At 42.4% G+C, this 12,409-nt stretch carries 13 protein-coding genes and 1 pseudogene; 4 read left to right on the plus strand and 10 right to left on the minus strand.

Going from position 1 to position 12,409, the window contains the following annotated elements; genetic code table 11:
- Positions 1 to 23: 23 nt before the first annotated feature.
- Together recQ and ACTIE0_RS05700 are read right to left on the minus strand one after the other, a co-directional pair.
- Complete coding sequence (gene recQ, locus ACTIE0_RS05695) at positions 24 to 2,243, minus strand: DNA helicase RecQ (RefSeq protein WP_006670376.1); 2,220 nt, start codon at positions 2,241 to 2,243, stop codon at positions 24 to 26.
- A gap of 60 nt (positions 2,244 to 2,303) precedes the next feature.
- The gene (locus ACTIE0_RS05700) at positions 2,304 to 4,628 is read right to left on the minus strand and encodes a tetratricopeptide repeat protein (RefSeq protein WP_006670375.1); all 2,325 of its coding nucleotides are present in this window, start codon (positions 4,626 to 4,628) and stop codon (positions 2,304 to 2,306) included.
- Between the two features lie 339 nt (positions 4,629 to 4,967).
- Here ACTIE0_RS05700 and ACTIE0_RS05705 point away from each other — a divergent pair, with 339 nt between their 5' ends.
- The 3 genes from ACTIE0_RS05705 (at position 4,968) to ACTIE0_RS05715 (ending at position 7,088) form a co-directional block, all read left to right on the plus strand.
- A complete protein-coding gene (locus ACTIE0_RS05705; protein WP_006670374.1) occupies positions 4,968 to 5,828 on the plus strand; it encodes a 2OG-Fe(II) oxygenase in 861 nt (286 codons plus the stop codon).
- Positions 5,829 to 5,898: 70 nt separating this feature from the next.
- A complete protein-coding gene (locus ACTIE0_RS05710; RefSeq protein WP_006670373.1) occupies positions 5,899 to 6,543 on the plus strand; it encodes a serine-tRNA(Ala) deacylase AlaX in 645 nt (214 codons plus the stop codon).
- A 122-nt stretch (positions 6,544 to 6,665) separates the two neighbouring features.
- Positions 6,666 to 7,088: a hypothetical protein gene (locus tag ACTIE0_RS05715; protein WP_006670372.1), complete on the plus strand. Its 423-nt coding sequence runs from the start codon at positions 6,666 to 6,668 to the stop codon at positions 7,086 to 7,088.
- 81 nt (positions 7,089 to 7,169) lie between these two features.
- Here the strand turns inward: ACTIE0_RS05715 and ACTIE0_RS05720 are convergent, their stop codons facing one another.
- From ACTIE0_RS05720 to ACTIE0_RS05730, 3 genes are all read right to left on the minus strand, one after another.
- Positions 7,170 to 7,964 (minus strand): pentapeptide repeat-containing protein, encoded by a 795-nt coding sequence (locus ACTIE0_RS05720; protein WP_006670371.1) that lies wholly within the window; start codon positions 7,962 to 7,964, stop codon positions 7,170 to 7,172.
- A gap of 17 nt (positions 7,965 to 7,981) precedes the next feature.
- On the minus strand, positions 7,982 to 8,623 hold the full coding sequence (gene ccmP, locus ACTIE0_RS05725) for a beta-carboxysome protein CcmP (RefSeq protein WP_008051135.1): 642 nt from the start codon (positions 8,621 to 8,623) through the stop codon (positions 7,982 to 7,984).
- A gap of 119 nt (positions 8,624 to 8,742) precedes the next feature.
- Positions 8,743 to 9,402 carry a lysozyme inhibitor LprI family protein gene (locus ACTIE0_RS05730; RefSeq protein WP_006624575.1) on the minus strand — a complete coding sequence of 220 codons (660 nt, stop codon included), beginning with the start codon at positions 9,400 to 9,402 and terminating at the stop codon, positions 8,743 to 8,745.
- A 280-nt stretch (positions 9,403 to 9,682) separates the two neighbouring features.
- Here ACTIE0_RS05730 and ACTIE0_RS05735 point away from each other — a divergent pair, with 280 nt between their 5' ends.
- Positions 9,683 to 10,903: a CapA family protein gene (locus ACTIE0_RS05735; protein WP_006624574.1), complete on the plus strand. Its 1,221-nt coding sequence runs from the start codon at positions 9,683 to 9,685 to the stop codon at positions 10,901 to 10,903.
- A 28-nt stretch (positions 10,904 to 10,931) separates the two neighbouring features.
- Here ACTIE0_RS05735 and ACTIE0_RS05740 read toward each other — a convergent pair whose 3' ends face one another.
- From ACTIE0_RS05740 to ACTIE0_RS05760, 5 genes and pseudogenes are all read right to left on the minus strand, one after another.
- Positions 10,932 to 11,204: a DUF3146 family protein gene (locus ACTIE0_RS05740; protein WP_006670369.1), complete on the minus strand. Its 273-nt coding sequence runs from the start codon at positions 11,202 to 11,204 to the stop codon at positions 10,932 to 10,934.
- 43 nt (positions 11,205 to 11,247) lie between these two features.
- Positions 11,248 to 11,853, minus strand: coding sequence for an aminoacyl-tRNA hydrolase (gene pth, locus ACTIE0_RS05745; protein WP_006624572.1), 606 nt, complete (start codon positions 11,851 to 11,853; stop codon positions 11,248 to 11,250).
- 20 nt (positions 11,854 to 11,873) lie between these two features.
- On the minus strand, positions 11,874 to 12,101 hold the full coding sequence (locus ACTIE0_RS05750) for a TatA/E family twin arginine-targeting protein translocase (protein WP_006618394.1): 228 nt from the start codon (positions 12,099 to 12,101) through the stop codon (positions 11,874 to 11,876).
- A gap of 41 nt (positions 12,102 to 12,142) precedes the next feature.
- On the minus strand, positions 12,143 to 12,271 hold the full coding sequence (locus ACTIE0_RS05755) for a hypothetical protein (RefSeq protein ID WP_006624571.1): 129 nt from the start codon (positions 12,269 to 12,271) through the stop codon (positions 12,143 to 12,145).
- A pseudogene (locus ACTIE0_RS05760) lies at positions 12,272 to 12,409 on the minus strand (zinc ribbon domain-containing protein); the annotation flags it as partial.

A 12,409-nucleotide genomic window follows, 5' to 3' on the forward strand; every position in this document is an offset into this window, starting at 1 on the left:
GATAAGAATTATCAATTACCCAATCAAAACTCAATATCGGGGGAATTTTGCGATCGCCATAAAGCCCTAACTAATTGAATTTCCCCATAACTGTAGGCTTTTCCTAGATGTTCATAAATTGTTGTTAGGTGTTCATCTCCCAAAATAGCGATCGCTTCTAAAATCACCTGTTGTCGTTCAGGAGATACCAATGTATTAATATCGATATCGCCATAATTGTTAGCAATTAAATCCGCCAAATGACCATAAATCGTAGTAGATTTTAAGCCTCTCTGATAAGCGATCTCTTCCACATTTAAACCCTGCTTAAATAACTCCCAGGTTTGCAGAACAGTAGGGGAGACATGATACCACTTAGAGATAGATGATGATGAAACAGCAGGTAATGGCGGTTTAGTAGGCTTGAGGGGAATACCTTGTTCCAGACAATATTGATGGATAGCATTTAAGAACTGCTGACCATAATGTTGAACCTTATAAGCAGTCACCCCAGAAAGTCTCAACAGATCCTGTTTAGTTTGGGGACGTTCTCGCGCCATTAACCCCAAAGTCGAATCGGAAAAAATCTTATAGGGAGCAATATCATTTTGGTCAGCCAGTTGTTTACGAACTTGACGGAGATGCTCTAATAACATTTTAACATCCGCCGCCATAGACCAAGTTTGTTGTGGAAGTTGGCGATCGCGTACCACCGCAATTTTGACTTCCCGCTGTCTTTTCATCACCTCCCAACTGAGGTTATTTAACTTCAAAATAGAATAGCCATCATTAGTCTGGTCTAACAGTCCTTGATGCAAAAGCGATCGCGCCAACATTTTCCACTCATCAACAGTCCGGTCTCGTCCTATATTATAGGTGGAAAGTTTATCATGTCCCCTACTCAAAACCCTTTGATTTTTAGCACCCCGCAACACATCAATAATATAACTCATCCCAAACCTTTCCCGACACCGCGCCACACAGGATAGAAACTTCATTGCTTCCACTGTCCAATCTTCCATAGGTCGTTGATGGCAACAATTATCACAGGTGCCACAATTACCGGGAAATTCCTCTCCAAAATAGCGCAGTTGAATGCGGTGCCGACACTCGGTAGACTCAGCATAATCAATTACCTGTCGCAACTGTTGGCGCGCAATTCTTTGTTCATCAACATCAGGCTTTTGCTCAATCAAATATTCAATGGTTTTCATATCCCCATAACTAAAAAATAGCAGACATTGAGCCGGTTGCCCATCCCGTCCAGCACGTCCTGACTCTTGGTAATAGTTTTCCAAACTTTTCGGTAAATCGTAGTGTATAACGAACCGGACATCTGGCTTATCTATACCCATACCGAAGGCGATAGTAGCCACGATAATTCGGACATCATCTCGGATAAAACGGGTATGACTTTCTAGGCGATCGCTATCCGCCATTCCCGCATGATAGGGGAGGGCTGGGATATTATTATGTTGTAATTTTAATGCGACTTCTTCCACCCTTTTCCGACTGGAACAGTAAATAATTCCTGAACCTGACATCGATTCAATTACTTTTAATAGTTGAGGGAACCGTTTTTTCGGTTGTTTAGGGATTACCTGATAGTAGAGATTAGAACGGTAGAAACTGGCGACGTGAACATAAGGTTGTTTGAGGACAATTTGTTTAATTATATCAAATCTGACCCGTTCCGTAGCCGTAGCCGTGAGAGCGATCGCTGGGACGTGAGGATAACGCGATCGCACCTGTTGAATTTGTCGATATTCTGGTCGAAAATCGTGACCCCAATCCGAGACACAATGAGCTTCATCAATTACCAGAGTTGATATGCCAAATGCCGCCTCAAGGCGGTCTAAAAACTCTAAAAACTGAGGAGATAGTAACCTTTCCGGTGCTACATAAAGCAGCTTAATTTGACCTTGTAGAATAGCTGACTCTCGCTGACGCGCTTCGTGAATATCTACGGTACTATTCAGAAATGTCGCCCCAATACCATTATCTTTTAGCGCTTCTACCTGGTCTTGCATTAAAGCGATTAAAGGCGAAACCACCAATGTCAGACCGGGTTTCAAGAGAGCGGGAAGTTGAAAGCACAGGGATTTTCCACCCCCTGTAGGCATAATCGCGAGTACATCCCGCTTTTGCAGCACTTGTTCTATAATCTCCTGTTGTCCTGGTCTAAAGCTGTCATAGCCAAAATACTGTTTAAGGCATTGTTGGAGGGATTGAGGTTGCGCTAGAGGTGGCGGAAAACTTGACATAACTTCACTGATTCCATTGACTGCTAAGGTGGACTTATTCGGTGGGTTACGGATAATCCCTTAGTTTATCTCATTTATTGAGTTCTGCACTCTTTCGATTTGTTTCGGTGCATCAATTTTTTCCCAAAGGGCGATCGCTCTGTTAAAATAATCTAGGCTATTTGCGATTTCTCCCATGGCTTTATAGCTTAAACCCAGTTGATAATACGCTTCCGCTAAGTCGCATTTTGCCCCAATTTTTTCTAAAATTTGGATAGATTCAGTGTGATACTTTAAAGCAGATTCCATGTCGTTTTGGATGCGATTAAGTTCAGCAATTCCGGTGAGTGCTTTAGCTTGGACTTGAGGATAGTAAAACTCGTTATTAGCAAATTTAAGAGCTTCATGATAAAAATAAAAAGACCGTTGAGTTAAATCAATATTTTTAAAAGTTTCCGCACAAAATAAAAATGAATATCCTCTCTGCCAAGGAGTGCAAGAGATGTATGATTTTTTAAAAAAACTCTCTAAAAATTGCGCTGCTTCATCTTTTTGTTGTAATAAAGAATTTACTAAAGCCAAACAATAATATGATGTCTTTAGATGTTCACTCAATTTTTTTGCGATGCTCAATTGCATATATCTTGTAAAAAAATGCAATGATTCCGGCAAATAACGTAAATCCAGCTTGCATAAACCTAAATTTAGTAATGAATTAGCAAGCATATCAGCATCATCAAATTTTATAGATAAAGACTCTGCATTTTCATAATATTTTATAGCCAAATTAATTTCACCTTTAACCCAGTACATAGCTCCCAAAACATTATAAATCTTGGGACTATAAACACTTTGTTGTAAATTAAAAAAATTACAGATATTGAAAATTGAATTAATCATTTTATCCGCTAGACCCAGCCTATAATAAGCTCTACCAAGAGTTTCTAAGTTATCCCAGTCTTGAGTTTCTCGTATCTTAACAATAACTTCACAGCATTTTTTAAAATCTTTGATAGCAAAGTAATTATAATAAGCTTCATGAGCTATTATAGCATCTTCAACAGTTTCAATTTTTTCAATACTATCCGTCCAAAACTCTGCTGCTGTACGGTTAGCCTTTTCCCAATCTTGACTAATTTTTAATCGTTCAAACGCTTCTTGTCGAATCAAAGGATGTAACTTATACTCACGATTGACACGCTCAATTAAACCGCGATTCCACAACCTCTCGATCGCACCTAAAGCGTCTTTTTTCGGCACATCCCATAATAGACACAATAACCCATTTCTGGGAACAGTTGGCACATCCTGATACCGAAAACACCCCATCCGACAGAGTAATTGATAAGCCGTCATATCAACACTTTCTAGGCGGCTAAATTGTTCAACCAGCAAATTTTGAACGGCCCTTTCCACCGACACCCCTTCCTCGGTATAATGAAACTCCCAGTAATCTTCAATATCTCCCTGGTAATCTAAAGCAATCCGTTCCCGCAAAATATTCATCGCCAAAGCATTCCCACCATAGGCTTTATGAATGAGCGCCAAAACGGGAGAATCTGCGTTTAACCCTTCTTGACTAAAATACTCCCGCCAAGCCTCCACACTCAGAACCTTTAAGGGATAGAGTGTCATCTCCAAATTTTCGCAAACCCGTTCCCGACTGGTAATCAAAGTCAGGGATTTGAGAGATGGATCGCACAATACCCGTAATAATTCCACATAACTGCGATGATTGTCGATCAACTTTCCATTTTTATCTAAAGCCGGTTCCAGGTTATCAATCAAAATGGCGATCGCATCAGATTGTAACTTAGTCCGCAGGCGATCGCAGGACACTAAAAATTCCCGTCCCGGTTCCTCCCCCAACTTCCGCAAATTTTGTTCAATCCAACCCTCCGCCGAGTTAATATTTTGGGTATCTTTAGCAATATCAAAGCGCAAAAGTGGCTGATTAAAACGTTCGCTTAAATATCGTTCCGCCAAAACCGTTTTTCCCACCCCTCCCGGACTTTGAATCAAAATACAAGTCGCACCCCTTTCCACCAAACGATCCAAATCGGCGATCGCTTCTTCCCGTCCCACAAAATCACGATCCGTTAACCGATCAATTTCTGGGGTTTCCGGTTCTTGTCTGAGTCTCCACTGCTGTTCGACAATTCCTTTCAGTTTCGGTTTAGTAACTTTAATCCGTGGCTCAAATACAGTAGAAATATCTTTCCAGAGTTTGCTCGCCGTTTTTCTAATATCTGCCACGTTTTGAAGACTGTATTTACCCGGTATTTGATCCAGTGTTAAATCGTCCCAAGTTCCCTTGAGTATAGCTTTTTCATCCTCCGTCAACTTTCTCGCCGACTTGATAACCAGCAGATCCTCAATAAATTTCAGAGCGACTTCAATATCCATAACTCACCCCCATTCAGATCCCGTCCCATGGCTCCTACAAATCTCCCACAAACCACAAGCACTAATTTCCCACAGATACCCCACCTTTTCTTTTTAGGGTTGGGTCATAGTGGACACATAGAGGAAACAACACCTCTCCAGACGCAGCTTAGTATCCGGCGATACAATGCGCGTTTGAGTCTCACAATATGCAGACAGAGAATGTTCAGACAACTTGAGGACATCACAGTTGAGGACTCAATATTATTGCAGGTGAGACAGTTGCAAGATTATTAAGCGATTATAGCTGAATATCATCTTGTTTTCAAGGCACAATCACAAATTAAAGGTGAATTGAAAATGACAGCAGCACAAGCATCCGAAAATTTTGGGTCAACTCCTCCACTGAGAATCATCAGCAACAGGGGGACATCATCGGAACTAACTCGGGTCAGTTCTAAACTGGATTACCAGGACTTACAGGCTTTATTGGAGGGTGATATTGCCATTCTGCGTATTCCCAAATTTTACTCGCAAAAACTGTGCAAAAAGTACGCATCCAAAATGATTGAAGATGACAGAATCTCTGCTTACCAAAATCCCGGAGCAGAACAAGTTAATCGGATTGGATTATCTTACTTTGAAACTTATGAAAATCCGATGCTATATGAGCAATACTATCAACAAGCATTGCCCAATATTCGCCAATCGCGCAACTTGTTTTTGCCTAATTTATCTCCCATGGATCAATTGCGCTTGGAATTAGAAGAAGTTTGGCCAGGAGGTGCTACCCTAGAAAATATCGAAGGAAAAACCATGAGTGTAGGATTGTCAAGGGTCCTTAAAACTAATGCTGAAATTCTGCCTCATCTTGATGTTTTACAGTGGGATGCTCCTAAATGCTTGCGTGCTAATGAACTGAAAACTCAATTAGCTGGCAATGTATTTTTACAAGTAGCTGAAGGGGGTGAATTAGAGCTATGGTGTCAAAAAATGTCACGTCAAGAATACGAAATGATGAAAATTCCAGGAAGCTATGGAATTGACCGTAAACTTTTAGGAAATCCCGACGTAACTATCCAACCAGAAGTCGGTGATTTAATTCTTTTTCAGTCTACTTATGTTCATGCAGTTAAACCTGTCACCGCAGGTGTGCGTGTAACTATGTCCTGTTTTATTGGTTATCGAAGTGCTAACCAATTTTTATCTTATTGGAGTTAAAAGGCAGGATTTTAGGCTAGATTTTTCTAGCCTAACCCGAATTTATCTCACTAATTTTAGGAGCAAAACCATGTCAACCCAAAAACTTTACTTGACTAGCTTTTCCGAAATGCAAGGAACCGCACAAATCACTTATATCCAATATGGTGATAAACCTTTTGTACGACTAGATCGGACTTTGTTTCATCCCCAGGGAGGTGGACAAAAAGCCGACAAAGGAACAATTAGTGGTGTTTCTGTTGTCCATGTTGATCAGAGTAATGATGAAGTTAATCATTACCTTGAAACTGTGGAATCATTCACTGTGGGACAGCAAGTGGAGATGAAAGTTGATGAAACATGGCGACTCATTAATGGAAAATATCATCTGGCTGGACATCTTATTGCTTCATTAATGGAGAATATTTTTCCAGGTGTTCAAGCCATGGGAGGTCATCACTGGCCAGGAGAAGCGAGAATTGAGCTAACTGGAAATCTTCCCAATATCGAAGAAGTTAATGAGTTACTTTCCGCTGCATTAACAAAGGCAATTGATGCTGATTTACCCGTTTCTATCTGTGGCGATCCTTTCTCAAATCGCTCAATTGCGATCGGTGACTTTATGGCTGTTCCTTGTGGTGGGACTCATCCTGAAAGCCTAGGAGTTTTAGGGAAAGTTGAAATAACTAAACTCAAAATCAAAAAGGATAAGTTACGAGTTAGTTACCGAGTTTAGTGGCTGAGTAAATCCCCATAAATGCTCACTGGAATTACTAAAAGACAAGTAAATTTAAGTGAGCATTTATTCAAAAGATTGATTAGCCTCACCTTTTTATCAATTAACTGGAGTCAACCATCATGCACAAGTTATCAACTATTTCTAATATCGTCGAAAAAGATCTGCTAAACGTGCAGCGGTATTTTGATATCAATCAATCGTCCCAATTGTTTACCAAGCACCTAGAAGGACGGGAATTTATCGCGGTATGTCTGCATGTAAATGGTTGGGAATTATTATTGCTATTTAGTGAATCATATCCCACAATTCCGCCGATTTTACTGGTAACTGGTACGGGAAAAAATGGTGAACAATTACCCCTAAATTGGTCTTTAACTATACCTGCTGAACAACGATTAATAAATGCCTTAAATATGGTGATTAACAGCTATAGTTATTCTCCCAAATTATACGACAATTATCTTCAGAATTTACCATCACGGCAGCCACAACCAAACTATCGTAGCTATAGCTTCCTAGAGTGGGTGATATTTGGAAGGTAGTTTTTTCTATAACCATTGGAATTTTTAATTCCTTAGAGAAACCGGGTTTCTTAGAGAAACCGGGTTTCTTATGATGTATGATTAATTATAAGGTAGAATAGCATCATCCAAATTAACCCGTTTTAAAATAGCGCCGTTCAGGTTAGCGCCTCGCAAATTCGCACCGCGTAAATCAACTGAGTGTAAAATAGCGCCGTTCAGGTTAGCGCCTCGCAAATTCGCACCTCTTGCGTCGATGTTTTCCCAAACAGATTTTCTGAGATTAGCGAATCGCAAATCAGCCCCCATTAATTGGGAATTAGTGAACTTAACCCCCCAGAAATAAGACCCATTTAAATGGCTATTAACTAAGTTAGTACCATAAAAATAGGCTTGATAGCCGATCGCATTTATCAAAACCGCCTCATGGAAATTAGCGTGACTCAAATTAGCCTGATTCAAATTAACCGCCGCTAAATTCGCCTGGGTAAAATTCCCCCGTCTTAGGTTTGCGCCATTCAAATTAATCCGACGGGCGATCGCCTCTCGAAATTCCACCCCAATTAAATTAGCATTTCCCAAATCCGCATCAGTCAAATTCCCATCAGATAAATTAGCCCCCAGTAAAACCGCCCCCATTAAATTAGCCCCTTGCAAATCACCACCTTCCAGGTTGGCACCTGCTAAATCAGCCCCCATTAAATTAGCCAACCTCAATTTAGCACCCCTTAAATTAGCGCCATGAAGATTAGCCCCCTCTAAATTCACCCCTTCCAGGTGAAAACCAGAGAAATTAGCCTCTTGTAAATCCGGTGCGATCGCCGCATTTTCGCGCCGCCAAAACTCCCATTTCACCACACCCCGCCTCAAGATTGCCAATTGTTCAATATTAGCCATAATAACCCCCCTATTCCTCACTCCTTACTTTCCGCAAATAAGGTATCGCGACCATAAACATTAGCGATCGCATTTAAAGCCGCCGCCGACCCCGCCAAAATATCCTGTTCATTTCCACCCAGATACAAACGTCCAAAACTCCCCACCGCTTGCACCTGTAGAATATTAATCAAAGCCGCCTTTTCCGCCTCATTCGCAGCCAAAGCAGCATAAGCCGCTGGTTGCACCTCTAAAACATATAAAGTTTGTTTAGCCAGCAACAACTGTCCCCGGCGAGTCCGATTAATCAATTGTGCCTGGTGAGGGTCAATATTGCGAATAATTTGACTAGAGACCACACGCGGCTTGAGGCGATCGCTTTCTTGTACCCCCAAAGCATCCAAAATCGCCCTACCCGCCGTTAACGTATCTCCCTGGCGGCTAGAGTGAATTTCCAACAAACCATACAACCTTTCCACAAACTGAACACCAGGACGGACAGCCGTAGACTTTAAAGCCACATCAGTAATGCGGTTAATCTCAATTCCCGGTGAAATTTCAATCCACAGGGACGCATCCCCAGGTAACGGCAAAAACCCCAACGATACCGTCCCAATATAGGCAGCGTGTTGGGGCTGTAAATTGTCCAGATAAACATAACTTCGCAGTTCTACACCCAAAGTCAAACCTCTTTCCGAGTTCCTCCCCACATCAAGAACAGGAAAACCCCCTGATGTGAAGATGCCAAGCCTAACCATTGTACCCCTTAGCGTCACACAAAAGTTAGGCTCTCAACTACCTACCTGACAACATCCATACTGCTAATCAGCAATTCCTGGCGGGTTTTTCCACAGGGTTCAATGCTTTCGCAATCATTAACATTTTGCAGTGAATATTTTAGGGAAACCCGACGATTGATGAATTGATTAGCCTTAGCACAAATATCGAAAGTTGCGCCTAACTGGTGTTCCCGGTTCATCTGATCTTTAAGGGTCACATAGCACATAATGTCCCCCTGAACGATATTAGTAACTTGTCCCATTTGCGGTTGCTCATTGCTGGCCTGTCGTGCTATATATGCCTGTAATTCAGCCGTGCGATTGGTGGTCATCTTAGTGAGACAGTTGGTGAACAGCAGACCCTCTAAAGTCCCCCCCAACGCTTCCGCCGATTCAAATCTACAATTCGTGTCGCGGAATTGAATCCAAGCGCGTTGTGCTGCAATCAGGCGCTGTCTTTCCTCCCCTTGCACTTTCGGGGTCAGTTGTTGGTAAACTTCATTCAGTTTGCGATCGGCTACTCGATAATCATCATCAGCACATTTTTTCATTTCAGCCATGGAACCCTTAGGGTTACACTGTATCCCTTGGGCTACATGAGTTTCCGCCACTTCTGAGTTAGTAGCGCCAGGGAAAGCCAGGAAAGCAGCAAAGATAGCCGTAGCAATTTTGTCAAGCATAGTGGGTAGGTGTTAGTGAATTGGTGAACTTGTATGTATGTAAACTATCCTTTCTGACTACAGATATCAGCTTGAAAAGTGCCACCTTCTTAACTGGTGGCGTTTTTCCTGACCTTTCCCGCTTCTTGGCGCTGAAATTCTCTCTGTAGTCATAACAACTTCTGAAACTGCCACATCGGTGGTAGGAATTATCTATAATCAATGCCCCTCACCGGATCATACCTGATATGCTATCTTAGCTGTCAACGTGCTTTCTACTTACTCCATCGATCTCCACGATATGAATATATGTAAAGTTTTGCCTCAAAAATTGCTCACCCTGATTTCTGGTAGTTTGTTTCTCTTGGTTATCGGCTGCGATATTGTACCCAGTGCTAGGGTTGAACCCATAGACCCAGAGAAACTCACCGCTTTAACCAAACCCCCCAAACCCTATACCCAGTCAGCTTTATTAATTGCCGTTGGCGATATTATGATGCACGGACCACAAATTAGGTCCGGTTATAATCCCAGCACAAACACTTATAATTATGACCCTTTTTTTACAGAAGTTAGCGACATTCTCCAAACCGGAGATTGGGTAATTGGGAACTTAGAAACTACCCTAGCAGGTTCAGCAACCGGATATACAGGTTATCCCTTATTTAATGCACCGGATACCCTCGCAGATGCCCTGAAAAATGCCGGATTTAATATTTTAACCACAGCTAACAATCACTCCCTAGACCGTCGCGAAGCTGGTTTATTAACAACTCTGGAAAATGTCAGAAGTAGAGGTTTGGTTCCCGTCGGTACAGCCGCCTCCCAGGAGGAAGCAGACACCATTACTGTGATTGAAAAGAATGATATATCAATGGCGTTTTTTGCCTATACCTACGGCACTAATGGCATTCCTATCCCTAGGGGAAAGGATTATTTAGTTAACTTAATTGATGAAGCGAAAATCATCCAAGATATTCAGAAAGCGCGAGAATTAGGAGTTGATATAGTTACTGTGGCTTTGCATTTTGGCACCGAATATCAACGCCAGCCGAATGCTGAACAAAAACGACTGGTCGCCAGTTTGGTTAATGCGGGTGCGGATATTATTTTAGGTAGTCATCCCCATGTGGTTCAACCCTATCAAATTTTTGATATCACGGAGGAAGATGGTACTATCCGCCAAGCTGTGGCTATTTACTCAATGGGGAATTTCATTTCTAATCAGCGGGGGAATTATCGGGATGTGGGAGTTATTTTTAAGGTGAGAATTAACAAGAATTTTCCTGATGAAACTATAGAAATTGCTGAGGTGATAGCTTTACCCACTTGGGTGCATCGATACTCACTTCATGGCAAACTCAATTATCGTGTTTTGCCTTTAGAATCATTGTTAAATAGTCAGGATAACCCCCTACTAACTAGCCGTGATTATTCTCAACTAGCCAGATATTTAGAGGAAATGAATCGCCATCTTACCTCCTTACTGCCGACATCTTCTCTGGTGGGTCAGAACCGGTAAATCACGATAATCACGGGATAACTGACTATCAAAACTTAGCGCGAATGGTAAAAGAATAATCGCCGCCTGGTTCAAGTTTATAGTCCCACTTTTCCAGAAATCGCCCTAGGGGTTCTTGGATTAAAGCGCGACCCTGGGAGGGTCGAATCACTAAACTTTTACGTTGTCTAAATCGCCATTGAAATTGCCATACATAGTCCCCGGCGCTGACATCTCCTTCGAGAATACCAGACTGCCAGGACTGACGGGTAATGCGGATATGGGCATTGGTTTCGGGTAAAGGACCTCTAGCATGAGTCACTGGCAACCTCCTGGGATAATGCAGGAAATTCAGATTCTGGACATTAGTCAACACTGCGACTATTGTAAAGGCTCATAGCTTTTTCTACTCCATCTTCTAGGGCTAATTCTATGGCTTCTAATACCTGTTGTAACAGTTTATCCATAGTCTGGCGCTCATTAGGGGGAAATTTACCCAGGACGTGGGAGATGGTTTCTCGGTCGTGGTTAAGGACTGCGGCTTGGGGTTTATCAATTCCCAGGCGCAGGCGAGGGAAATTTTGAGTCCCTAAATGAGCGATCGCCGATTTCATGCCATTATGTCCCCCAGCGGAACCGGACAGCCGCAGGCGCAGCCGTCCTACTGGTAAATCCATGTCATCATAAATCACTAACACGGATTCCGGGGGGAGTTTGTACCAGTCCACCACAGACCGAATAGCTTGACCTGACCGATTCATGTAGGTTAAGGGTTTCAGGAGATACAGCTTGTCATGCGATCGCATCTTAGCCTCACCAAATACCCCCTGAAACCGACGGTTTTCCGACAGGGTAGCCCCCCACTTGTCAGCCAAAAAATCGACGGCTTCAAAGCCAATATTGTGGCGGGTACGGTCATATTTTGACCCCGGATTACCTAAACCTACAATTAATTGTGGTATTAAAGCCATTGCAGAGGACAAAATTGCTGCTAAGAATTATCACTTTCGGAGTTAGTATTTTGGGGGCGAGTAGCAGCTTGGATCTGTTCTGCTTCTCGATTAAACTCGGTCTTAAATTCCTGGGAGGCTTCTTGAAACTTGCGGATCGCCTCTCCTAAACTGCGACCCATTTCGGGTAATTTTTTCGGACCAAAAATCAAAAGTGCTAATACCAGGATGACTGCCATCTCTGGTAAACCCATGCCAAAAATATTCATTTAATGTCTCCAGTAGTTGGGAAGTCGCCTAGGGTATAGGGCTAAAAATATGGCGATCGCCAGTGAAATATGATTCCCAGGGAGAGTCGCCCTAAGCCATGAGACCAACCAGACCCGAAATCCATAGCGATCGCCAATTGATCCAGTTCATAGATTGGCGCCTGATACATTTACGCGACATTTATCCGGTTGTTCCCGGACAATGCGACGATAGCACTATTACCCGTTAAAGTAACAGAGGCGGTATCCCGCAAAGCTTTTAGAAAGATTCCAAAAGCACCGTTCCAGTCCCTGGGTAGAGTGAACCC

It is taken from the genome of Limnospira sp. (assembly GCF_051859755.1).
GTDB classification, from domain to species: Bacteria; Cyanobacteriota; Cyanobacteriia; order Cyanobacteriales; family Microcoleaceae; genus Limnospira; species Limnospira fusiformis.